Below are 22,847 nucleotides of genomic sequence, written 5' to 3'. Positions count from 1 at the left end.
CTGATGCTTAACAGCGTGCAATTAAAAATTCTTCATGACTCCGAGCCGGATACAATATTATCACCCGATCTTATCGGACAAATCGCCGCCCAGGCCGATGCCAGTCAACTGACGGATGAGCAACTGCTTGAGTTTTTAAAAATCTGCAATGTGCTATATCGCGGCGGTGAACCGCTGATTTCCGATTATCTCTATGATTCGGTGTTTTTGGCTGAACTGCAGCGCAGACATCCGCATCATCCTTATCTGGAAGCGGTGGAGCCGGAAAAAGCCTTTGTCGGCAAGACGGTCGCTTTGCCCGAGAAAATGCTATCCACTGATAAAGCCTACAAGCCGGACGAGATTAATCGCTGGTTAACACGCATAGAGAAAGCCGCTGAAGAAATCAATGTTGATCCATCCGGGTTAATGTTTAGAGTTACCCCTAAACTGGATGGTTATGCGGCATACGATGACGGGAAGATCCTGTACACGCGCGGGGATGGCCGTAAGGGCACCGACATTAGCCGGGTTTTTGAACGAGGACTGATCGTTGGCGGTAACGGTCAAAGAGGGCAAGGTGCGGGCGAAATTGTCGTCAGCCAAAACTATTTCAATACTTACCTGGCCGATTATTTCGAAAATGCCCGTAATTTCCAGGCCAGCATTATCCGGGAAAAAGAGCTGGAACCACATGCGCTGGAAGCGATACGAAATCATGCCGCGATTTTTTATCCATTTTCGCAGTTGCCCGGGAGACACGTCTCTGCCGCGGAGATCCGGGCTGATTTCTCCAATATTGTTGAAGAAGTGCGTTCAATGGTCGATTATGATGTTGATGGCGTGATTTTCGAAGTAACGCATGATGCGGTAAAAAAGCACATGGGCGCAACGCGGCATCATCACCGGTGGCAGATTGCCTATAAAAACAATATCGAAACGGCCACGGTCAAGGTATTGAGAGTCACGCCGCAAACCTCACGTTCCGGGCGCGTTAATCCGGTTGCCGAGTTGGAGCCTACCAGGCTCAGCGGTGCCATGATTTCCAGGGCGACAGCGCACCATTATGGCATGGTCAAAGGGCAGGGCATAGGCGCTGGCACTATTATAGAATTGACCCGCAGTGGTCTCGTTATACCTAAAATTGAGCGCGTCATTACACCACAATCTCCGCAGATTCCGGACAGATGCCCCAGTTGCGGCAGCGAGCTGGTCTGGGACAGTGATTATTTGTATTGTTTGAACACAACGCAATGTCCAGCCCAAATTGAAAACACAATTGAGCATTTTTTCAGGACGTTGGCGAATGTCGACGGTTTTGGCCTTAAAACAATCGAAAAACTGCATGCTGCAGGAGTCAACTCGGTTTATGCGGTTTATCAATTGGATATGGAACAGCTTCAGAAGATGGGGTTTGGCGATAAAACCGCTCAAAATTTATTAGATCAATTGCAACGCAGCAGAAATGAAGCGATCGAAGACTGGCGGTTTCTGGGTGCCTTCGGGATTTACAGAATGGGGCTCGGTAATTGTGAGCGTCTGCTTCAGCACTATCACCTGACGGATATCTTTAAACTGACGGTTGAAGATATCACCGCTATTGAAGGATTTGCGGAAAAAACCGCCGTGGCGGTGGTAGAGTGTCTAAAAAAAGTTGAACATGACTTTATGCAAATTTATCAATTAGGCTTCAATCTGATCCCAACGCCTTTGATAAGCGAGCAACAGCAAACAAGCAGTCCGGTTTCAGGTAAAACGATCGTGTTTACCGGTACAATGCAGCACGGCAAACGCGATGATATGAAAAAAGAAGCCAAGCGCCTAGGGGCGAAAGTCGCCGATTCGGTCACGGGAAAAACCGACTATCTGGTGACAGGCGCCGAGGTGGGGGCGGCGAAAATCAATGCCGCCATGCAAAAAGGCGTCCGTGTCATCAGTGAAGAAGAGTATCTGTCATTATTAAGCGGGTAGCTCTCAGATCTCACCTTCGTTTAAATTTTAGTTTAGCGAAGCACTTGGGGCTAGAGTGCTGATCGGCAATTAAGCGAAAACAAAGCCTATTCGTCTAGTATGGGAATATTTTCATAAGTATTTTTGTGTGCGATAACGCACATATTTTTTTACTGTTGCGATTAAACTACATTTTATTATTTTTAAACAACGGGTATACTGTCTAACAGGAAGATCGTTCTTCGTCGACTCTCGGCATTTGGAGCATTACTGGCCGAACCAAAACTAACATGCTAACGCAGATCAACATTTAAGGATTAATTTATGCAAACACAAGATGAGTACAAACAAAAACAAACAAACCAACTGCATGAGTTGAGCGTTAAAACCGACGCTGGAATTGCAAAGAAAAATGCTCTGGTAAAAACCCGCTTACTGGCGCTTGCATTGTCAGGCATGAGCGTGGTGTCGGCTGCTCAGGCTGAAGATTACCGGGAACATGATTCGGTTACTGATGATCGTTGGTATGTTGCACCTTTCGGTACATTTATTAAATCCGGCGGTGACCGGAACGCGAAGGATGGCTGGGGCGGCGGTATGGGCTTCGGTAAAATGCTCGATGAACATTTTAACATTGAGCTGAGAGGCTTCTACCAGGGCTTTGGCGGTTACTCCGATCCTGTGACTGACCAAGGCGGGCGCTGGGATTTAACCGGCGGCACTGCGGATCTTCAATATTATTTCTTCCGCGATAAATTCTCGCCATATGCGGTAATGGGTATAGGTGGCATGAATACTAGCGTCGGAGGCAACAGCGGAGCATCCATTATTGGTGAGGGCGGTGTCGGCTTTACCTATGAACTACATGATAACTTTTTATTACGCAGCGATGTGCGTTACCGTTACAACAACAATTTCAACGCACATTTTCTCCCAGGAACCGACGAATATCATGACATGACGGTTAATGTTGGTTTCGTTATTCCGTTCGGCGACAAGCCGAAAGCGGCAGTAAGATCCGAAGCTCCTGTGGCGCCTGTTGCAGCAGCTCCTGAGCCCGATTGCTCAGCGCTTGATTCTGATAACGATGGTGTCAACGATTGCCTGGACAAATGTCCGAACACAATGAGTGGTACCAAGGTCGATTATTCGGGCTGTCCTATGAGTATCGAACTGAAAGGCGTCAACTTCGAATATAATTCAGCCCAGTTGACTGAAAACGCGAAAACGATTCTGGACGGTGTCGCTGCGAACTTGATTGAAACTTCCCAGAAAAAGGATATTGAAGTACAAGGTCATACCAGCAGCGAAGGCAGCAGTGCGTATAACTTGAAATTGTCGCAACGTCGTTCGCAGTCGGTTGCCAATTACCTCAAGAGTAAAGGCGTTACCGACAAATTATATGCTAAAGGTTATGGCGAGGATTTCCCAATAGCGGATAACAGCACGGAAGAAGGCAGAGCTCAAAACCGTCGCGTGGAATTAATCTGGATTGGTGATTAAAAATCCCGAAGCCGAAAGGCTAGGCGAATTTTTGTCATGAATAAAAAACCCGCTGTATAGGCGGGTTTTTTATTGGATAAGCAAATATTCAGACAGATGCATCAGGCTGCCCAGTTATTAAGTTAGATAACTAGAAAAACTGGCCTTTGTATCTATCAACTGACAAATAGATTGATGGTATCTGAAATTTGTTGTTTAGCATCTTGCAGAATTTGTAATGACATATTAGGCGATAATGTTTTATTGCCGAATTTTTGATAAGCCGGCAAGGTGCTGATTAACGGCAGGGTTGCCGCTTCATGAGTGCCTATCAGGCTATGAAACTTCGCCAATAAAACGATATCACTCAAGATTAGTGATTTACCGCTGTCGTAATACCAATCTTCAACGTCTGAAGGAATTCTGGCCAATCCATTAGAAAATCCCCATTTGTCAAGAATCCAGGAACCTAGATGGCCTTGTATCAATAACAGGCATTGATCAAGTTCCTCAGGCTGATAAGCATCATCGCTCAGTTTTTCCGCAAATTTCAGGATGGGCAAGGAGCCAAGGTTATGTAAAAGTCCGGCCAGCAACGCTTCCTCAGGATCGGCTTTTTGGGTCAGGACGGCTAAGGCATGGCTAATGCTGGAAATCCGGATACTTTCTTTCCAGAGATTTTGAATTCTCGTGTTGAAGCTTTTTTTGTTACTCCGGAAAAGGCTGTTCATGCTGAGGCTGGTGACAATATTGCGGGTTGTGGCTATGCCGAGTCGATTGACTGCATCCAGACAGCTGGAGGTGGGATTTATGGTTCGGTATAAAGGACTGTTCGTGAAGTGGATCAACTTTGATGTGATGACAGGATCCAGGCTGATAATTTTAGCGGCTTCGCCGGTACCGAGATTTTTTTGTATGGCGGCATGTAATTTTAAAGCGATATCGGGAATACTCGGAATTTCCAGTTTATCTTGTTTGAAATGATAAGAAAACAGTGTAAAAAAGGCGTTGTTTTCTAATTGCTCCGGAATAAATGAATCGCAAATCAGAGGATTTATTTTATTTTTATTTCGAGGAATATCGGACTGAGCTATGTAAATAACCGTGGTTTCGGATTTTGCGATTGCGGTGAGCAGATGCTCTGGGCCATTGGATAAAGGGTAATAGGCCTGTAATGTATTTTCAGTGATTTCCTGCCCCGTGCCATTACCGGCTTCCAGGTAAACGGTGCCTTTAAAAAGGTATATCAAACACTCATTTCGAGAGCCCTGATTGAAAATTATCGAACCTGAGCGAAATACTGCCGAATGGATGGGTAACTGCCGCAACTTTTCGGAAGACAAGTAACATACCGGAACTAACTGCTTCAAAAAATCAAGCGGCAGGTCAGCAATATCGGTTTTAATGCGATCAGCGAGTTCGGGTTCTGGATTTATAGTAGCTACAGAAGACTTTTTAAATTCCGTTAATAGCTTTCTTTTTTCTAAAAGTTTCCTGAACATAAAATGCAAATATAAAAAAGAAGTTCAGATTGAGAGAATAATCCAAAACAGCATTTATTGTCTCATTTTTAATATAGTCGCGGGGGATGAACAAGCCTTCAGCAATAGCTGATCGGCCTAAAGCTGAGAGACTTTATATGGCGTTTGTTGTATTTGATAACGCTTGAATTAGCGCTGATAAAGATATTGCAGGGGCACTTCAATCGCCAGATTAAACAGAGTGCCGGTCAGTCTTAGGATATATTTTTGCAGGTTTGATGCGCGACGATTCCAAAACGCTGCACTCATTGCAAAGTCGCAAGTTGATTTTTTGCCAGCACTGTACCGATTTTTTAATGCAGTGCTGGCGTCAGCATTTTTGCCGGGTCGTTCTTGATATGATAGCCAGCACTTTGAGTGAATTTATATAGATCAACTTCGCCGCTATCGGATTCGTATTGACTCGGCAAACACGACAGATCAGAGAAAGTCAGTAAAATTACTTACTGACCTGAGCGATCCAGTCTTGCAGATTGTAGTAGTTGGTGATGCGCGCGACTTTGTTATCACGGATTTCAAAAAAAGCACCGGCCGGCAGGCGGTATTTTTGACCTTTTGCTTCAGGCAAACCTTCGTCGGTTTTCAAATACTCGCCCAGGACGACGAATTCAGCTGCGGCACGGCTGCCGTCCGGTGTCGCCATGATAACCATATCGACAAGTTGCTCTTTGTAATTGTTATTCATGCCTCCCATAAACTGCTTGAAAGCTTCTTTACCGATTTCGCGTTTGCCCTGGTTGATGTCATGAATGACATCGTCGGTGAGCAGGCTCAGAAAAGTATCCATGTCCGCGCTGTTGAAAGCGGCATAATATTGCTCAATCAGTTTGATACTGTCTTGGTTCATAGTGATCCTATCGTTCGAGTTAAAAAATAACGCCTATTTTATAGTTAAACCGCGTTTTTGCCTTATTATTTTGCAATAAATAGTTTTCCAATTAACGATTGGCAGGAGTTTTGATAAATGGTACGGCAAACCGATTTGCAACCCGTTGCAGGCGGGGGACTATTGGACCGGCGCTTGTTTTTAAAGCGCGGTTTGTCTTTTTCCGTTGCTGTCGCTTTAGCGCCCGAAACGCTCGCTTCGGCCAGCGATAATGAACGTTTGGCGTGGATGCAAAAACCGGGCGAACCTTTTTCCAATTATGGCCAGCCTTCGCCGCACGAGCGCAAAACCATCCGTTGGACCATGGGCAACAGCATGGCGCCTGGCAATGGAGTATCGTGGGCGCCATTACAGGATATGGAAGGCATCATAACACCCAGCGGGTTGCATTTTGAACGCCATCATAACGGCGTGCCACAAATCGATCCCGATAAACACCAATTGTTGATCCATGGTCTGGTCAACAAGCCACTGGTTTTTGACATGGCAACTTTGCAGCGTTACCCGATGCAGTCCTGTTACGCGTTTGTCGAATGCGGTGGCAACAGCAATGCCGGCTGGCGCGAAGAGCCGATTCAAACTGCTGTTGGTTATTTTCATGGCATGGCTTCGTGTAGTGAATGGACAGGCGTGCCTTTGCGGATAATACTTGACGAAGCCAAGCTAAAAGGTAGGGCGAAATGGATGGTTGCGGAAGGCGCCGATGCTGCCGTCATGAATATCAGTATTCCCATGGAAAAAGCGCTTGATGATTGCCTGCTGGCTATCTATCAAAACGGCGAGCGCATCAGGCCGGAGAACGGCTATCCCTTGCGCCTGATCGTACCGGGGTGGGAAGGCGTGCTGAACGTCAAATGGTTAAGACGCCTGCACATCACCAACAGGCCAGTCATGGCCAGAAATGAAACCGCAAAATATACCGAATTAATGCCTTCCGGAAAATCACGGCAGTTTACTTTCGTCATGGATGCCAAATCGCTGATCACCAGTCCGTCGTTCGGCCATAAGCTCGATAACAAAGGTTTGTATCAGGTTAGCGGCCTGGCCTGGAGCGGGCGGGGCAGGATCAGCAAGGTTGAAATCTCGGCGGATGGTGGCCAGACCTGGGCCGAGGCTCAACTTCAGGAACCGGTGTTACCCAAGTGTTTTACCCGCTTCAGAATTCCCTGGCAGTGGAATGGCAAGAAAATGATATTGAAAAGCCGCGCCATTGATGAGACAGGCTATGTGCAGCCGGAGCGCGACGCACTGATCATGCGGCGCGGCCGGTATGGCTATTTTCATTACAATGCCATCGTCAGCTGGGAAATATCGCCGGAAGGGAGTGTCAGCCATGTTTTCGCGTAGCTTGATGCTCTGTTTTTGCTTCTGTCTTTGTCATGGGGTGCAGGCGGAAAAGAGCGGACCCAATTTGGGCAGGGCCGCCTCCGAGGATCTGATAAAGAACTGGAACATCGATGTCTTTCCTGACGGTGAAGGTCTGCCCGCAGGTAACGGCAATGCCGTCACAGGTAAACGGGTTTACGAAGCGCATTGCCTGTCCTGTCATGGTGTCGATGGTGAAGGCAGCAGTGCCGATGAACTGGCCGGAGCCCGACATTCATTAACCGATAATCCACCTGATAAGACAATCGGTACTTATTGGCCTTATGCGACGACAGTTTTCGATTTCACGCGCCGGGCAATGCCATTGAATGCGCCCGGCAGTCTGAGCCATGATCAACTTTATGCCGTCACTGCCTATTTGCTCTACCTGAACGGGATTATTAAGGAAACTGATATTATTAATGCCGAAACACTACCCAAGGTTGAAATGCCGAATCGGGAGGGGTTTATACAAATTGGAACAGAATGATCCACTTTAATCAATATCCCTTGCTGGTTTTAAACCTCGGCCTTCAGGCTGAAAGGAGTGCTCCGCAAAAAGCGAAGCGCGGTTGTTTTCTCGGTTGCGGATTGGGAAACCATTTACCAATAATTGGTTCCATCCCGCAGAGATGGTTCCTTATTGCTCAATAGCTTAAAACTTCGTTCTCTCGATACCAGTGCTTGAAGTGCTTGAGTCAGCCTTGGATTGAGATCCGTTTGCTGCTGTCCACTTTGGTTGATACGCCGATCGAAACCATTCCGAGGATCGCCGAACAACACGGAGGCGTATAAATTAGTCCAGTCAAGCATGTTGATTAATTTCTTGACATGCTGAACCTAGAGTTTAGACTTGGGCGCTATATTATATCTAGATAATGCATTATTTTTGTAGTAAGCAAGCTTATATCCTGTTCGCCGTAATGGCTGCTTAGTTATTACGTAGGACATAACAATAACCATAAAAAGGAAATGAGTATGAAAAAATATTTTGCAGAATTCTTTGGAACATTCTGGTTGGTCCTCGGTGGCTGCGGCAGTGCGGTATTGGCGGCCGGGTTTCCAGATGTCGGTATCGGTTTTCTCGGAGTTTCGCTGGCTTTCGGTTTGACGGTATTGACCATGGCTTACGCAATCGGGCATATTTCCGGTTGTCATTTGAATCCTGCGGTTTCCGTCGGGCTCTGGGCAGGCGGCCGGTTCCCGGCGAGCCAATTACTGCCTTATATCGTCGCTCAAGTCCTTGGTGCCATTGTGGCGGGAGGTGTTCTTTATTTGATCGCCAGCGGCAAGGCAGGGTTTGATGTTTCGGCAGGCTTCGCTTCCAATGGCTATGCCGAACATTCTCCTGGCGGCTATTCCTTGTCCGCGGCCTTGCTCACGGAAGTTGTCATGACAATGATGTTTGTGCTAGTCATTCTTGGCGCGACAGATGCGCGCGCGCCGTTGGGTTTGGCACCTATTGCTATCGGTTTTTGCCTTACTCTGATTCACCTGATCAGCATTCCTGTGACCAATACTTCAGTAAATCCAGCACGTAGTACCGGCGTCGCCATTTATGTTGGCGATTGGGCTATAGCTCAGTTATGGCTATTTTGGGCGGCGCCTATCGTTGGTGCTCTGCTGGGTGCGGTAATCTACCGTTTCATTGGCAGCCCGGAAGAAGATTGAAAAGTTTCGTTCAATGATTTGCTTCAATGGCGCTATGCGTCGCCTTTGAAGTCAATTCAGAATGATTAGCTAATTTATGCTCGTCATTTCAATCATCACGAATAAAATTCTGCTCATGCTTCACTGATGGCTGTTTCGGATGCCCCGGTTTTTATATATTCGGCTAGATAAGGTGCTTTTCTCAGGTTAAACAGATTGGGTTCGTAATATCCTACATAGCTAGCTGCAAATAACGAGCTATCGAGTTTTTTTATTGGGGTCACCATCGGTCTGCCGAAGTGGTAGCCTTGGGCATAGGCAATGCCGATTTTTTCTATGGCCCTAAATTCATCGGCTGTTTCGATACCTTCGGCAATGACTTTACAGTTTAATGCCGTCGCTATGTTTTGAATGGACTTGACAAAATTCATCTTGACCGGGTCCTCGTGCAGTTTTTGAATAAAGTGTTTATCTATTTTTACATAGTCGGGCAGTAATTCCGACCATAGCCTTAATCCCGAATAACCGGCACCCAAATCGTCCAGTGCGATTTCAAACCCCATGTTCCGATAATGAATGACAGCTTCCCGCATCAATTCATAATCATCAGTCGGCTGATGTTCCGTGAGTTCAATGATGACAGAGTGCGGATCAACGCCAAATTGTTTCAGAAGCCTCAGCGTTTCGCCTTTTTTGAATTTCGGTTGCAAAAGTACAGAAGGACTTACGTTTATAAACAGTTTTTCCTTGATGTCTAAATTTGCATAGCTTTTTATAGTGATTTCCCGGCAGATGAATTCCAGTTTGGTGCTTAAATCGAAGTTTTCGGCGGCGGCAAACAGATCGAATGGACTATGCAACGGGCTATCGTAAGGCCCCCGAATCAATGCTTCATAACCCATGATTTTTTTTTGAGTTAAAGACACGATGGGCTGAAAATGGGGGGTTAATTTTTTGCCGCCTATAATGGCGATTAATTCATTAATCATTTGGAAGAATAATTGCTGGAGACTTCTGTTGTTCCGCAAGAATAGGGTGCCTTTATTACAAGAATATGACAAACAGAAAAAATGCCAGCAAGACTTCTTGAGCTGGATTTAATGGGTTACAAAAGTTTTATTGTTCGCCTATTTATTGATACAGACATTCGGTCAAAATATACTCGATGCATAAGGATGAAGTAATATCTGGGCGGTAGAATATTGAAAACTTGCGCTGCTAAATAGAAAAATCTTTAATTCGACATAAAAATTAATACATGTTTTTGAGGCCGGTTATCTCGTAGCGTCAGGCTTCGATCTTTTAATTAACGGATTTAATAAGAAAGAAAATGAACCAAAAATTATCATTGAAACAATCAAAACTCATCGCCATTTTGGCAGGAGTATTGATTATTACCATAGCAATCTCTGTATTTTTTTATATTGAAGAAAGTAAGAAAAATTCGGGGTTTTTATTGAAAAATCACTCCGGCAAGCCCGATCATATAATGGCTTTGAAAGACTTATTCGGCGCCGCCGATCCAAGCGGCAAGGCGAGGGTTTCGGCTAATGAATTGAGCAGTATCTGGTTTGAGCAATCATTCAAGTTGGGCAGCGATGATTTTTATGTCGTATTCGCGAAAACTCAGGAAGTCGATCCGCAAACCGGAGCAATCGTTGAAGCACACGCGCAAGGTGTTAAAGTGGGTGCCGTCACTTACAAGCAGACCGACGGCCGCTGGCAGGTCGTGTCAAAACAACCGAAATTTGGCGATTTCGGAGAGTGGGGGGATGCCTCGGAAGTCAAACAGGCGGAAGTTCTGCAATTATCGCCAGATAACATCGCATTTATGATTGATACCGGGGCCGGTATGGGGGGATTTTTCGAGTCGGGAAAAGCACTGTTTGCCTTTTCGAAAAACAACTGGCGCGATCTTGGATACGTTCAAACGGATGCGGACAACTCCGGCATATGCGACGAAGCATCTGAACGGGCATCTTCTGCTGAAGGCGGCTCGATACCGTGCTGGAGTTATACGGGGGCCATATCGACGGTTTCCGGCCAAAATACTGAATACCCTGATTTGCTAGTCACTCGTACCGGCACTGAAAGCGGTGAAAACGGTGTTTCCATAATGCCCGCCAAGAATGTGATTTACATTTTTAACGGTGAGAAGTATATCGACGCTTCAAAGCTGTAATAGCTGGGAGTAAAAATGGCGCAGAAAAAGTTGCTTAGGCGGCAAGCTTGGCTTCTTATAAAAAGCGTACTTTGACCAGCATGAGCTCAGCTCCTGCTTATTTTTAAGGGAATATATCAGCGTGAAAATCCATGTACATACCGAAGCACTTTGAAGAACCCAGGACCGAAGTCATGCATGACCTGATCCGGGGCCATCCTCTTGCTACTTTGATTACGCTGTCCAAAAGTGGACTGGATGCGAATCACATTCCGTTGCTCTTATCGACAGCGCCATCGCCGTTTGGCGTTTTGCAGGGCCATGTCGCTCGCTCCAATTCCATGTGGCTCGACTTGGCAAAAGATGTTGAGGTACTGGCTGTATTTCATGGCCCTAATGCCTACATTACTCCATCCTGGTACGCTTCCAAGCAGGAAAACGGAAAAGTGGTGCCGACCTGGAATTATGCCGTTGTCCATGCCTACGGCTGGCTGCGCGTTATCGACGATACAGCATGGTTGCGTTCTCAGCTTGAGGCGCTGACTACCCATAGTGAGGCGGCTTTTTCCGAGCCATGGGCCGTATCGGATGCGCCCTCTGAATTTATCGAAAAACTGATCGGGTCTATCGTCGGCATCGAAATTAACATTACAAAATTGTCAGGAAAATGGAAAGTGAGTCAGAATCAGCCGGAACGAAATCAGGACAGCATCATTTCCGGGTTAAGCACGTGCGGAAACCCTGAGGCTATATCAATGGCTGTGCTGATGGAGGCCGAGGCCAAAAAGGCGCGCTGATTCCTCAATAGAATTAAAAAGAAATTGTATAGCCGGCCGGTTACTTCACGTCAATCAATACTTGGAAGGAAATAAAGATTAATGAACAACGACAGCGCAGCGCTTTGGGTGCTTGGTCATAGGATTCGCCCTCTCGATACCGATGATTCTTATGGCTTGATAGAAGTTACCTCGCCGCCTCATGTACCGGGCCCGCCTCCGCACTACCACAAGAGCGAAAATGAGTTTTTCCTGGTCATCAAGGGAACTTTGGATGTTATGAGCAATGGGGAATGGCAAAAACATTCCGCCGGCAGTTTTGTCGATCTGTCGCCCAACACTGTTCACACATTCATCAACAATACGGAAGAAGCGGTTGTGTGGATCACGGGCTGGCGTCCCAAAGGCTTTCAACAATTTTTTCGAGACTTTGGCATTCCGGTGCATGAATCTCAGGCTCAGGAGCGATCCGTTGAGGGCGATTTAATTCAGAAGGTAGTGCTTAGCGTAGAGCGATACGGAATGTATATGGCCGACTAACGGTTTATCATGCCCTCAAGGCAAAGTGAAGAAAAGGGTTGTCCTGGCTATGAACGGGACAACCCTTGATTGAAGCCGGTTTAGATTTTAAAGGATCAGTTTTTTTCCCAGGTGTCGCGCAGAGTCACCGTCCTGTTGAATACCAGCTTACCGCCAACGCTGTCCTTGGCATCCAGGCAGAAATAGCCGGTGCGTTCGAACTGGTAGCGGCTTTCAGGCTTCGCATCAGCCAGGCTGGCTTCGACGCGGCAGTCCGTCAGTACTTCCAGCGAATTCGGGTTCAGTGCCTCAAGGAAATTTTCTTCATTATCCGGATTGGGCACTTTGAACAGGCGGTCGTACAGGCGCAGTTCGGCCGGCCGTGAGTGCGCTTCGGCAACCCAGTGTATTACGCCTTTGATTTTGCGGCCTTCCGGGTTCTTGCCCAGTGTATCAGGGTCGTAAGTGCAGCGCAGTTCTGTAATGTTGCCGTCGGCGTCTTTGATGACTTGATTACATTTAATGACATAGGTACCACGCAAGCGGACCTCACCACCTTCTACCAGGCGTTTGTACTTAGGAGGCGGTACTTCGGCAAAATCATCTTGTTCTATCAGCACAACTCTCGAAAAGGCAATTTCGCGTTTGCCGAATTCGGGTTTCTGCGGATGATTGCTGATTTCCAGATATTCGGTTTTGTCTTCAGGGTAGTTCTCGATGACCACGCGCAAAGGTCTCAGTACGGCCATCGCGCGAGGCGCGTTTTCATTGAGGTCTTCGCGGATGCAGTATTCCAGCACGCCCATTTCTATCCATGAGTTTTGTTTGGTGACGCCGATGCGTTCGCAAAAATCGCGTATTGATTTAGGCGTAAAACCTGCGCGGCGCAGACCGGCAATGGTCGGCATTCGTGGGTCATCCCAGCCGCTGACATGTTTTTCAGTGACCAGTTGGTTGAGTTTGCGCTTGCTGACAATGGTATATTTTAATTGCAGCCGGGCGAATTCTATTTGTTGCGGATGGCTGGGTGTTTTGAGTTGATCCAGTACCCAGTCGTAAAGCGGACGATGATCTTCAAACTCCAGCGTACACAGTGAATGCGTAATGCCTTCAAGCGCGTCGGAAATACAATGCGTATAATCGTACATTGGATAGATGCACCATTTATCGCCGGTACGTTGATGATGAACGCGGCGAATGCGGTACAAAGCCGGGTCGCGCATGTTGATATTCGGCGAAGCCATATCGATTTTAGCGCGCAGCACGTACTGACCATCGGCGAATTCTCCCTCGCGCATGCGTTTGAACAAATCCAGGTTGTCTTCTACAGAACGGTTTCTGTCCGGGCTTTCCTTGCCGGGTTCGGTCAGGGTGCCGCGATAGGCTCTGATTTGCTCGGCCGACAGGCTGTCAACGTAGGCTTTGCCGTCTTTAATCAGTTGAACGGCATAATCGTAGAGCTGTTCAAAATAGTCCGAGGCGTGACGTAATTCCGACCATTGAAAGCCCAGCCATTGCACGTCGCGCATGATGGCTTGCACATATTCGTCACTTTCTTTTTCAGGATTGGTATCGTCGAAACGCAGGTTACAGGTGCCTTTGTATTCCTCGGCAATGCCGAAATTCAGACAGATCGATTTTGCGTGGCCGATATGCAGATAGCCATTGGGCTCAGGCGGAAATCGGGTAGCGACTTTACCGTTGTTTTTGTTTTCCTTGAGATCATTGTCGATGATATGACGGATAAAATTAGACGAGGGCGGATTTTCGTTTGTGGACATGATGTCTATATGTAATTGTCGCGTTATGGAATTTAATAGTCAGGCATTATCGCTAAATCAGCCGGTAAACTCTTCGTAAGTTTTTTGCTTTTCAAGCTATTGGAGGCATTTTGGCTTTAATGGGATTGTTTGGCGAGCATACTACTGTACGTGCTCATTTTAGTAAAGACCATGCCTGTAGGGAGAGAACAACACGATGGGGCGATTTAATCCGACGGGCGACTGCGTTCCCTAAGCTGTTGCAATACATCAATGCCTTTTTTGCGTTGCAGACGGATGATTTCCAGTTCGGTTTGGTATTGTTTTTTCAAACAGTCATCATCCGTCTGTTCGATTTTATCCATGATTGTCCGTTCTTTCTTCTTGAGTTTCTTCAAGATCTTTTTTAATTCTTCTATATGGTGTTTTTTTCTTTTTTGGGCCGGATCAAAAAAGGCCTGTAATTTAAGCAGTAACTTTTCTTTATGCATGGCTGGTAGACGCAAGAATTAAAAGGTAGCGTTCAGTATAGTCGTAATAATTCACGAATTATCGTTATTGAGTATGTGAAAGTATTGTCCCTGCCAAGTTAAAAATGAGTTCTCTCACAGTCTCTATTGCGCATCCACCGCCTGAACGACTTCCTTGATCTCGGTTTCGTTCAGTGTTAATTGGTGTTCAACGTGTATGGCGCGGGTATTGTCTTGCACAAATAGCGTTTCGGCGGTTTTGAGCAGGTTTTTCTTGATGTTGTACATATAGGTACTGTCATTAATTAATGACGAGCCGGTTTCGGGCGTGATTTTCCGCTCCCGAATCAGTAAGTCAAGGGAGCGATTCATCTGCATGTCCTCGTCTTCAATCGAGGCTTTTAAAATATCCAGCGATAACAGCGGCAATTCGTTCTCTGCTATCTCCTTCCTGAATTGTTCTATCTGCTGGATCAGCAAGACTATCTGATAAGCGATTTTTTTATATTCGTTTTTGATGGCTGCATTATTTGAAATTCGGGATCGAGCCCAGTTTTTCTGTAAATGCTTGGTGTCCTTAATGGCTTCGACCAGAGTCCGATTGGCATCGCGCAGCCAGGAGAGCCTGGACGATTGTTTCATTTCCCAAGAGAAAGCGGCTTGGCTGATAAAGGCAATGATGGCGCTATAGATGCCTTTTATTCTTTTTTCATAGCCTGCGTCAATATCGTATTCGACGGGGTCGTTATTGAGCTCTATCAATTGTTTGAGATCGGATTGATCCGATAGATGGCGTTTGCGCAAACCAAACGTATGCAGGATGATATGAATGGCGTGATCATATAAATGAATGCTTTCCTGCCTGACGGACTCGACGGCCGTTTCAGGAAATTCGACGGCGGACAAGTTTAAATATTTTGGCCTGAAAAGGTTGGGGCGCTTTTCTATGAATATTTTTTCAAGCAAGACGACCAGTTGGTGGATAAATGGCAACATAATGGCAACGCCGACCAGGTTAAACAAACTATGAAAAGTCGCCAGTTTCAAGGTATTGTCGGCCGCGGGAATATCCAGCCATGCATTGATCATATCAACAGCATTCATAAATTCCTTGATGAATGTCAAGGCGATAATGCCGGTCAGCAGATTAAACAGCAGATGCGCGCCGGCCAGTCGTTTACCCTGAACATTGGCGCTCAGGGCGCCGATGATGGCGGTAATGGTCGTACCGATGTTGGAACCGATGGCCAGGGCCAGCGCATTGTCGTATGTGATTTGATGCACGGATAATGCCGTGATGATCAATACCATTGTGGCATGACTGGACTGCATGATCACGGTAGCGATGGTGCCTAACAGAGTGTAAATCAGTAAGCCTTGTAAACCCGGCATGGCGTAATCGGCCAGATTGATCGTGTTTTCAAAAGTCTCGAAGCCCTCTTTCATATAGTGTATGCCAAGAAAAAGAAAGCCCAATCCGGTCAGGATGTAACCGATGCCTTTCAGTTGTTTGCTGTTCTGGAAGCTGCATAAAACGCCGAAAACCAGCAGGGGCATGGCATAAGTGGATATTTTGACTTTTAATCCCAGTCCGGCAATCAGCCATGCGCCGGCGGTCGAGCCAAGATTGGCACCAAATATGATGCCGATGCCTGCGACTAAATCAAGCAGGCCGGCGCTTAAAAAGGAAATGGTGATAATCGAAACCAGGGAGCTCGACTGCATCAATGTTGTTGAAACGATGCCAAAACTGAGACTTTTCCAGGCTGTATTCGTGGTCTTTTGTAGAATTCGTTCCAGTATGCCGCCTGTAAAGGTTTTGAAGCCTTGTTCCAGTAACAGCATGCCGAAGAGAAAAATCGAGATGCCTGCGGCAATGCCTTTAAATTCATCGCTCAGCCAGAAACCGTAAGACAAAAGAAGGATAACAACAAGCAGAAAGGGTTTGGGCATGTTTGAGTAAAAAAATAAGGCAAAGGCTGATGGGAAGCCAGTTTAACAAATGGCACAGGTTAAATGTGAAGGCGCCTTTAAACGCCTGATTTTACGCAGGCGGTTGGATTTGATTGAGGGGCGGCTAAATAGGCGGCTGGTTCGGGCCGGTCAATTTGATTTGCACGATATCGCCGACAGCCAGTACACCGCATTGATCATGCAAGGCATTTTGGCCGAAATAGACCTGGTTTTCCCATTTCCTGACGCGGTTAAGTGTTGTAAGAGGTTCTTTGCCTGTTTGCGCGGTTTCAGGGTCTATGGTTGGCATAGCGCAGCGGGAGCACGGCTTGGTAAGCCTGAAGTCGATAGCGCCAATGCGGATTTCGCGCCAACTGTCTTCGGCGTAACCGGGGCAACCGCTAATGACCAGGTTGGGCCTAAAGCGGGCCATCGGTAAATCCAGTTGCATCTCATGATTTAATGACGCCAGCGAATTTTCCGAAATAATCAGAAAAGGAAAACCGTCGGCAAACGAGACTTGATCAGTGGCATGGGCATAATCAGGGGCAACCTGGCGGATTGCGTTATCGGGCTGATAAACAAGCTGGCAATCGGCATTTAGAAAACGGCTCAGCCATCGGTCGGCTTGCTCTGATACGCGCAGGGCATCGCACCGGTCCCGCCAGATGGTGCTGCTGATGATTTCGCCGTCGACGGGCATCAGCGGCAGCATTAGATTGTCCATGCCCGGCGCGGACAGTGTCAGGTGTTTATCGGACAGCGCGGTTTTAATCAAGGCCATGCGCGGATGTTGGCGTTGGCTGAGAAATTGCCCGTCGTTATCGATAAGCATCCATTTTCTGTCGTGCTGAAGTCCGGTTTTAGTCACTTGCCAACGGGCCGCATTGATACCCGCCAGTGATTTCACCGGGTAGATGTACAGGCCGCTTAATGTGAAATGTGTCATTCGGATTTAACCGTTTTTTAGCTTAATTGGTATTAGGGAGCTGAAGGACATCGGTTTGTTGAATATCGGCAATGCTTGAGGCAGCGATTTTACATGGAAGTCCCAGAGGGGAATGGCTTATTTGAAGACTAATTTTTTTTGCGTTTCGAGCAGATAATCACCGAGTTCATCATTGTAGCGATCGAATCTTATCCCGTAATGATTACCTTGCGGGGTGGATTTACGAACCACGGCAGCCTTGATTTTAAATGTCTTTCCGCTGTCGAACTCAAGTTTCAACGTGACCTTGTCATGAATACTGAATTTTTGATTGCTGAGGACTAATACACCTTTACTGCTGATGTCGATTAAGTCAACTGGCGTTTCACGCCCTAAATGAAACAAGCGTTTTTTACAGAGTGTGGCTTTGATGTCTTCTCTTAGGTATCGGGTCGTTATACGATTATTGATCAGTTGATTCCGTGACGGATCAAAGTCAAATAAATCATCTGGCGTTTCGGTATTATCATCAACGTTCATGAAGCATTGGTTGGCATTGTTATTTAGATCTAAGGTCAAGTATTGTCCGTAAATTGATAAATTTCAATATAACGATGCGCTGAAACTTCAACGAAAAGCTAAAAAATGTCGTTGAATCCGTTAAAATTAATATCCTGTTTGTTTTTTATTGCTGGGAAATACCGTGTTTTATAATGTGTCTCTTCGGATAATTGTTAAGTTTTTATTGGTTTTTCAACTGCTTATCACTAGCCCGGTTTATGCGGAAGCTAAACAGACGGTCAATATTGCCTATTTGGCGCAAGAGCAAAAAGTGCCTCCGGCTTTGTCCAATTTAGACCCTTTCATTGAAAACAAGGGGGTGTTAGGGGCAGAGCTGGCGATTAGCGACAATAATACGACAGGGCAGTTTACCGGTCAGCAATTTTCCCTGAAAAAATTCATTGTACCGATTGATGGCAATGTTGCTGATGTGTTCAACAAAAGCATCGATGGTCAGTTTCAATTTGTTGTGAGCACATTGCCTGCCGAGCAAATGATCGGCATTGCCGATTTACCCGCGGCCCAGCAGATGGTGTTACTCGATGCATCCACGCGTGATGATGCCTTACGCAATGAGCAATGCCGTAAAAACGTATTGCACATATTGCCCAGCAGGGCGATGCGGGCCGATGCATTGGCGCAATATATGATGAAAAAGCGTTGGAATAAATGGTTTCTGGTGATCGGTCCGAATCCGGAGGATCGGCTGTTTGCACATGCAATCAAACGAGCCGCCAAGCGATTCGGCATGAAAATAGTGGAAGAAAAAATCTGGGAGCATACTTATGATGCAAGACGCACGGCGCAATCGGATGTGCCCGTGTTTACTCAAGTGGATGACTATGATGTCTTGGTTGTTGCCGATGAGCAAGGGCTGTTTGGGGAATATCTGGACTACCGTACCTGGCACCCTCGGCCGGTAGTCGGGACTCAGGGCTTGATTGCCACGGCATGGCACCGGACGCATGAACAATGGGGCGCCGTGCAGATTCAGAATCGCTTTAAAGAGCAATCGGGACGCTGGATGGAAGAGCAGGACTATGCGGCTTACCTGGCGGTCAGAGCCATAGGCGAGGCAGCTACACGTACGAAATCCAATGAATTGAAAGCGGTTAAGGAATTTCTGCTGAGCGAACAGTTTACATTGCAGGGGTATAAAGGCAGGCCCTTGTCCTTCCGCGCCTGGAATGGGCAATTAAGGCAGCCGATTTTGCTGGCAGCTCCCAGGTCATTGGTTACCACGGCGCCAGTTGAGGGTTTTTTGCATCCAAGAACCGAACTTGATACGTTGGGTTATGATCAATCCGAATCGACATGTAAGTGAGGCAGATACATATGAAAAAAAATTGTTTAGCGCTGTTTTTGGCGGCGGCATCCATAGGAGCGGTACAGGCGGAGACTGTTTTCGTCACCTTGGAAAAAGATAACGCCCTGGCTGTCGTTGATCCAGTGGAAGGCAAGTTGATCAAAACAGTACCCGTCGGTCAGCGCCCCCGGGGTATCGCTATCAGTCCCGATAATAAATACTTGTATATTGCCACCAGTGATGACGATACGATCAAAATCGTTGATGCGGCTAATTTAGCGGTAGTGGGTGAGTTGCCATCCGGCGATGATCCCGAAACATTTGCGTTAAATCCGGCTGGCGACAGGCTTTATGTATCCAATGAAGATGATAGTCTGGTAACCGTCATCGATACCGCTAGCAAAAAAGCCATCAAGCAGATCCAGGTAGGCGTTGAGCCTGAAGGCATTACAGTCAGTCCAGATAACCGCTGGGTGATCAGTGCCTCCGAGACGACGAACATGCTGCATTGGATCGATACTCAAAGCCTGGCGATTTCAGATAATACGCTGGTTGATCCACGTCCGCGCGCAGTCAGTTTTACGGCGGACAGCCAGCAATTATGGGCGACATCGGAAATGGCTGGTACGCTGACAATTCTGGACGCCAATACGAAACAAATCCTCAAAAGCATCAGCTTTGAAATCCCCGGCGTCAGTAACGATAAAATTCAACCGGTGGGCGTCGCAATCGACAAGGACAGGAACAGAGGTTATGTGGCATTGGGACCTGCAAACCGTGTCGCAGTGATTAATGCACAGACTTTTGAAGTCGAAAGATATTTGCTGGTTGGACAGCGTGTCTGGAATCTGGCCTTTTCTCCCGACCAGAAAAGGCTCTATACCACTAACGGTACCAGTAATGACATTTCCATTATTGATCTTGAAAGTCAAAAAGTGACTAAATCGGTCGGCGTGGGGCTTTATCCTTGGGGAGTTGCAGTCAAGCCATGAAAGCGCCTATAGCATTGTTGGTTAAAAACTTAAGCTTTTCATATAGCGGCAAGAAAGCGCTTGATGACGTTAGCTTCAAGATTCAGCAAGGGGAATGCACCATTCTGTTAGGCCCTAACGGCGCCGGTAAAAGTACGTTATTTTCATTGATTACGCGGCTGTATGATACGCGCAGCGGGCGTATCGAATTATGCGGTTTCGATATCAAGCGGCAAACGCGCAAGGCCTTGGCAAAACTGGGCGTGGTTTTTCAACAGACGACCTTGGATATGGACCTGACAGTCATGCAGAACTTGCGTTATCACGCATCCTTGCATGGCATGAGCCGGAAGCAGGCCACGCAACGGATTCAGGAAGAATTGGAACGACTGGATATGGTCGATCGTCGTTTTGAGCAAATTCGCGAGCTTAACGGTGGGCATAGACGGCGAGTCGAGATTGCAAGGGCGCTATTGCATAAGCCGTCGTTGCTGTTATTGGATGAGCCTACTGTCGGTCTGGATGTACCCAGTCGCCACGATATCGTAGAACACGTGCACAGATTGGCCGTCGAGCAACAGATGGCGGTTTTATGGGCGAGTCATTTAATAGATGAGATTTATCCGCAGGATCGCTTGATCGTGCTTCATAAAGGCCGCATTAAAGCGCAAGGCACCGTTGATGAAGTTCAGGCACTTACCCATGCCGCAACGATTAAAGAAGCTTTTTACAAATTGACGCAAGGAGAGCAGGCATGAAACTATTGCATTACTGGCGCGCAATGTGGGGCATTATTTGGCGTGAATTGTGGCGTTTTGTTACCCAACGTGAGCGTTTTATTTCGGCTCTGGTCAGGCCTTTGGTCTGGTTATTTGTATTCGCTGCCGGTTTTCGAGCCGCATTAGGTCTGGCTATCACTCCACCATATGAAACTTATATACTTTACGAAGTTTATATTACGCCGGGGTTGATCGGCATGATACAGCTGTTCAATGGTATGCAAAGTTCATTGTCAATGGTCTATGATAGGGAAATGGGGAGCATGCGGATACTGATGGTATGCCCGTTGCCAAGGGGTTTTTTATTGCTTAGTAAATTATTGGCCGGTACGGCAGTATCCATTGTACAAGTTTATGTATTTTTAGCCATTGCGTGGTTTTACGAAATACAAGCACCATGGCAAGGTTACTTGTGGGTATTGCCGGCGCTTATGCTTTCAGGATTGATGCTAGGGGCTTTGGGTCTACTCTTGTCGTCATTCATAAAACAACTTGAAAATTTTGCAGGCGTTATGAATTTCGTGATTTTCCCTTTATTTTTCATGTCCACAGCGTTATATCCCTTATGGAAAATCAAAGAGTCCAGTGAGCTGTTGCATAATCTGGCTAAATACAATCCCTTCTCGCAAGCGGTCGAGTTGACAAGATTTGCCTTGTACGAGCAGTTTAATCAGGAGGCTTTTATTTATACTTTTGTCGCTTTTGTTATTTTTATGACAGCAGCAATCATTGGTTATAATCCTTCGAGGGGCATGATGGTGAGAAAAGGTGGGGGGTGACAGCCTATTCTCTCATTCAAATTGATTTGCTAGTTTGGTCTAAAATTGTCTCATTACCTTAGATTTATAAATTTATAGAGGTGGAAAAATGACTTACGCTCAGGATATTGGTGAATTGATTGGCAACACCAGTTTATTGAAATTACGGCATATTGCAGAGGCTGGTTCTGCCGATATATTGGTTAAGCTCGAGTCTCGCAACCCTGGCGGTTCCGTAAAAGACAGAATTGGCCTCGCCATGATAAAAGCGGCCGAGCAAGAGGGGCGGCTTAAGGCGGGCGGTACTATAATCGAACCGACCTCAGGCAATACTGGCATTGCTCTGGCAATGGTCGCCGCAGCGCGTGGCTATCGGTGCATATTGACCATGCCTGAGACCATGTCGGTGGAAAGGCGTCATCTAATGGCGTTGTTCGGGGCGGAGATTGTTTTAACTCCTGGTCCCGAAGGGATGAAAGGGGCTATTAGTAAGGCAGAAGAACTTGTTGCGAATACATCAGGCGCATTTATGCCTCAACAGTTTGAAAATCCCGCTAATCCGGAAATACACAAACAGACAACGGCACAGGAAATATGGTCCGCTACCGAGGGAAACATTGACGCGTTTGTGTGTGGCGTTGGTACCGGTGGAACGATTTCAGGCGTTGCCGATGTCATTAAAAAAAGAAAAGAAAATTTTCAGGTTATTGCAGTAGAGCCCGCTGAATCTCCTGTTATATCCGGTGGTACCCATAGCCCACATAAAATTCAAGGTATCGGTGCCGGATTTATTCCCAAAAATCTGAACGTGGATTTATTGGATGCTATTGAGTTAGTCAGCACGGACGAAGCATTCGCAATGCGCAAGCGGTTAATTGAGGAGGAAGGCGTTCTTGCCGGCATTTCATCGGGTGCCAGTGTCTGTGCCGCATTAAGAGTGGCTAAAAAATTAGGGCCAGGAAAAACGGTGGTAACCATTGTCCATGATACCGGTGAGCGCTATTTGAGTATGGGATAATGGCTTTGTTAATTACTAAAGAGCGAAGTTAAAA

21 protein-coding genes are annotated in these 22,847 nt (G+C 46.7%); 13 read left to right on the top strand and 8 right to left on the bottom strand.

What is annotated here, in order from left to right; translation table 11 throughout:
- The first annotated feature begins 3 nt into the window (after positions 1–3).
- Together EK22_RS07265 and EK22_RS07260 are read left to right on the top strand one after the other, a co-directional pair.
- Complete coding sequence (locus EK22_RS07265; protein WP_020160594.1) at positions 4–1,950, top strand: helix-hairpin-helix domain-containing protein; 1,947 nt, start codon at positions 4–6, stop codon at positions 1,948–1,950.
- Positions 1,951–2,253: 303 nt separating this feature from the next.
- Positions 2,254–3,432, top strand: a complete 1,179-nt coding sequence (locus tag EK22_RS07260) for an OmpA family protein (protein WP_020160595.1) — start codon at positions 2,254–2,256, stop codon at positions 3,430–3,432.
- Between the two features lie 155 nt (positions 3,433–3,587).
- Here the strand turns inward: EK22_RS07260 and EK22_RS07255 are convergent, their stop codons facing one another.
- Both EK22_RS07255 and EK22_RS07250 read right to left on the bottom strand, forming a co-directional pair.
- A complete protein-coding gene (locus EK22_RS07255; protein WP_036249403.1) occupies positions 3,588–4,913 on the bottom strand; it encodes an HDOD domain-containing protein in 1,326 nt (441 codons plus the stop codon).
- A 478-nt stretch (positions 4,914–5,391) separates the two neighbouring features.
- A complete protein-coding gene (locus EK22_RS07250) occupies positions 5,392–5,799 on the bottom strand; it encodes a ketosteroid isomerase-related protein (RefSeq protein ID WP_036249400.1) in 408 nt (135 codons plus the stop codon).
- A gap of 117 nt (positions 5,800–5,916) precedes the next feature.
- Here EK22_RS07250 and soxC point away from each other — a divergent pair, with 117 nt between their 5' ends.
- The 3 genes from soxC to aqpZ all read left to right on the top strand — a co-directional run bounded on the left by soxC (position 5,917) and on the right by aqpZ (position 8,874).
- Positions 5,917–7,185, top strand: a complete 1,269-nt coding sequence (soxC, locus tag EK22_RS07245) for a sulfite dehydrogenase (protein ID WP_020160598.1) — start codon at positions 5,917–5,919, stop codon at positions 7,183–7,185.
- A complete protein-coding gene (locus EK22_RS07240) occupies positions 7,109–7,693 on the top strand; it encodes a c-type cytochrome (RefSeq protein WP_235209242.1) in 585 nt (194 codons plus the stop codon). Before soxC ends, EK22_RS07240 begins: the two co-directional genes overlap by 77 nt.
- Before the next feature lie 488 nt (positions 7,694–8,181).
- The gene (aqpZ, locus tag EK22_RS07235) at positions 8,182–8,874 is read left to right on the top strand and encodes an aquaporin Z (RefSeq protein WP_020160600.1); all 693 of its coding nucleotides are present in this window, start codon (positions 8,182–8,184) and stop codon (positions 8,872–8,874) included.
- Positions 8,875–8,987: 113 nt separating this feature from the next.
- Here aqpZ and EK22_RS07230 read toward each other — a convergent pair whose 3' ends face one another.
- On the bottom strand, positions 8,988–9,842 hold the full coding sequence (locus EK22_RS07230) for an EAL domain-containing protein (protein WP_020160601.1): 855 nt from the start codon (positions 9,840–9,842) through the stop codon (positions 8,988–8,990).
- Positions 9,843–10,183: 341 nt separating this feature from the next.
- On the opposite strand from EK22_RS07230, the gene EK22_RS07225 reads away from it, so the two are divergent.
- The 3 genes from EK22_RS07225 (at position 10,184) to EK22_RS07215 (ending at position 12,330) form a co-directional block, all read left to right on the top strand.
- A complete protein-coding gene (locus tag EK22_RS07225) occupies positions 10,184–11,035 on the top strand; it encodes a hypothetical protein (protein WP_036249396.1) in 852 nt (283 codons plus the stop codon).
- A 131-nt stretch (positions 11,036–11,166) separates the two neighbouring features.
- Positions 11,167–11,811 carry an FMN-binding negative transcriptional regulator gene (locus EK22_RS07220; RefSeq protein WP_036249394.1) on the top strand — a complete coding sequence of 215 codons (645 nt, stop codon included), beginning with the start codon at positions 11,167–11,169 and terminating at the stop codon, positions 11,809–11,811.
- Between the two features lie 81 nt (positions 11,812–11,892).
- Entirely contained in the window at positions 11,893–12,330 is a 438-nt protein-coding gene (locus EK22_RS07215) for a cupin domain-containing protein (RefSeq protein ID WP_020160604.1), read from the top strand.
- 95 nt (positions 12,331–12,425) lie between these two features.
- On the opposite strand, the gene EK22_RS07210 is transcribed toward EK22_RS07215, so the two are convergent.
- The 5 genes from EK22_RS07210 to EK22_RS07190 form a co-directional block, all read right to left on the bottom strand.
- Positions 12,426–14,090, bottom strand: a complete 1,665-nt coding sequence (locus EK22_RS07210; RefSeq protein ID WP_020160605.1) for a glutamine--tRNA ligase/YqeY domain fusion protein — start codon at positions 14,088–14,090, stop codon at positions 12,426–12,428.
- A 206-nt stretch (positions 14,091–14,296) separates the two neighbouring features.
- A complete protein-coding gene (locus tag EK22_RS07205; protein WP_020160606.1) occupies positions 14,297–14,560 on the bottom strand; it encodes a hypothetical protein in 264 nt (87 codons plus the stop codon).
- Positions 14,561–14,683: 123 nt separating this feature from the next.
- Complete coding sequence (locus tag EK22_RS07200) at positions 14,684–16,492, bottom strand: Na/Pi cotransporter family protein (RefSeq protein ID WP_036249391.1); 1,809 nt, start codon at positions 16,490–16,492, stop codon at positions 14,684–14,686.
- Positions 16,493–16,616: 124 nt separating this feature from the next.
- Entirely contained in the window at positions 16,617–17,441 is an 825-nt protein-coding gene (locus tag EK22_RS07195; protein WP_081917790.1) for an MOSC domain-containing protein, read from the bottom strand.
- 117 nt (positions 17,442–17,558) lie between these two features.
- Complete coding sequence (locus EK22_RS07190) at positions 17,559–17,960, bottom strand: PilZ domain-containing protein (RefSeq protein WP_036249386.1); 402 nt, start codon at positions 17,958–17,960, stop codon at positions 17,559–17,561.
- Positions 17,961–18,165: 205 nt separating this feature from the next.
- Here EK22_RS07190 and EK22_RS07185 point away from each other — a divergent pair, with 205 nt between their 5' ends.
- From EK22_RS07185 to cysK, 5 genes are all read left to right on the top strand, one after another.
- Complete coding sequence (locus EK22_RS07185) at positions 18,166–19,305, top strand: ABC transporter substrate-binding protein (RefSeq protein WP_081917793.1); 1,140 nt, start codon at positions 18,166–18,168, stop codon at positions 19,303–19,305.
- Between the two features lie 11 nt (positions 19,306–19,316).
- Positions 19,317–20,279, top strand: coding sequence for a PQQ-dependent catabolism-associated beta-propeller protein (locus EK22_RS07180; protein WP_036249384.1), 963 nt, complete (start codon positions 19,317–19,319; stop codon positions 20,277–20,279).
- Entirely contained in the window at positions 20,276–21,016 is a 741-nt protein-coding gene (locus tag EK22_RS07175) for an ABC transporter ATP-binding protein (protein ID WP_036249382.1), read from the top strand. The genes EK22_RS07180 and EK22_RS07175 overlap by 4 nt, the downstream gene beginning before the upstream one ends.
- Positions 21,013–21,816 carry an ABC transporter permease gene (locus EK22_RS07170; protein WP_036249379.1) on the top strand — a complete coding sequence of 268 codons (804 nt, stop codon included), beginning with the start codon at positions 21,013–21,015 and terminating at the stop codon, positions 21,814–21,816. Before EK22_RS07175 ends, EK22_RS07170 begins: the two co-directional genes overlap by 4 nt.
- Positions 21,817–21,904: 88 nt before the next feature.
- Positions 21,905–22,813 (top strand): cysteine synthase A, encoded by a 909-nt coding sequence (cysK, locus tag EK22_RS07165; protein ID WP_036249377.1) that lies wholly within the window; start codon positions 21,905–21,907, stop codon positions 22,811–22,813.
- Positions 22,814–22,847 lie beyond the last annotated feature (34 nt).

Source organism: Methylobacter sp. BBA5.1 (assembly GCF_000746145.1).
Taxonomy (GTDB): Bacteria; Pseudomonadota; Gammaproteobacteria; order Methylococcales; family Methylomonadaceae; genus Methylobacter; species Methylobacter marinus.
The sequence above is the reverse complement of the archived record's forward strand: the minus strand, read 5'-3'. Positions and strand labels throughout refer to the sequence as shown.

Bases quoted from the DNA above. Each gene is read 5' to 3' on its own strand.
- EK22_RS07265 (WP_020160594.1), top strand. From the start codon at position 4: ATGCTTAACAGCGTGCAATTAAAAATTCTTCATGACTCCGAGCCGGAT.
- EK22_RS07260 (WP_020160595.1), top strand. From the start codon at position 2,254: ATGCAAACACAAGATGAGTACAAACAAAAACAAACAAACCAACTGCAT.
- EK22_RS07255 (WP_036249403.1), bottom strand. From the start codon at position 4,913: ATGTTCAGGAAACTTTTAGAAAAAAGAAAGCTATTAACGGAATTTAAA.
- EK22_RS07250 (WP_036249400.1), bottom strand. From the start codon at position 5,799: ATGAACCAAGACAGTATCAAACTGATTGAGCAATATTATGCCGCTTTC.
- soxC (WP_020160598.1), top strand. From the start codon at position 5,917: ATGGTACGGCAAACCGATTTGCAACCCGTTGCAGGCGGGGGACTATTG.
- EK22_RS07240 (WP_235209242.1), top strand. From the start codon at position 7,109: ATGGCTATTTTCATTACAATGCCATCGTCAGCTGGGAAATATCGCCGG.
- aqpZ (WP_020160600.1), top strand. From the start codon at position 8,182: ATGAAAAAATATTTTGCAGAATTCTTTGGAACATTCTGGTTGGTCCTC.
- EK22_RS07230 (WP_020160601.1), bottom strand. From the start codon at position 9,842: ATGATTAATGAATTAATCGCCATTATAGGCGGCAAAAAATTAACCCCC.
- EK22_RS07225 (WP_036249396.1), top strand. From the start codon at position 10,184: ATGAACCAAAAATTATCATTGAAACAATCAAAACTCATCGCCATTTTG.
- EK22_RS07220 (WP_036249394.1), top strand. From the start codon at position 11,167: ATGTACATACCGAAGCACTTTGAAGAACCCAGGACCGAAGTCATGCAT.
- EK22_RS07215 (WP_020160604.1), top strand. From the start codon at position 11,893: ATGAACAACGACAGCGCAGCGCTTTGGGTGCTTGGTCATAGGATTCGC.
- EK22_RS07210 (WP_020160605.1), bottom strand. From the start codon at position 14,090: ATGTCCACAAACGAAAATCCGCCCTCGTCTAATTTTATCCGTCATATC.
- EK22_RS07205 (WP_020160606.1), bottom strand. From the start codon at position 14,560: ATGCATAAAGAAAAGTTACTGCTTAAATTACAGGCCTTTTTTGATCCG.
- EK22_RS07200 (WP_036249391.1), bottom strand. From the start codon at position 16,492: ATGCCCAAACCCTTTCTGCTTGTTGTTATCCTTCTTTTGTCTTACGGT.
- EK22_RS07195 (WP_081917790.1), bottom strand. From the start codon at position 17,441: ATGACACATTTCACATTAAGCGGCCTGTACATCTACCCGGTGAAATCA.
- EK22_RS07190 (WP_036249386.1), bottom strand. From the start codon at position 17,960: ATGAACGTTGATGATAATACCGAAACGCCAGATGATTTATTTGACTTT.
- EK22_RS07180 (WP_036249384.1), top strand. From the start codon at position 19,317: ATGAAAAAAAATTGTTTAGCGCTGTTTTTGGCGGCGGCATCCATAGGA.
- EK22_RS07175 (WP_036249382.1), top strand. From the start codon at position 20,276: ATGAAAGCGCCTATAGCATTGTTGGTTAAAAACTTAAGCTTTTCATAT.
- EK22_RS07170 (WP_036249379.1), top strand. From the start codon at position 21,013: ATGAAACTATTGCATTACTGGCGCGCAATGTGGGGCATTATTTGGCGT.
- cysK (WP_036249377.1), top strand. From the start codon at position 21,905: ATGACTTACGCTCAGGATATTGGTGAATTGATTGGCAACACCAGTTTA.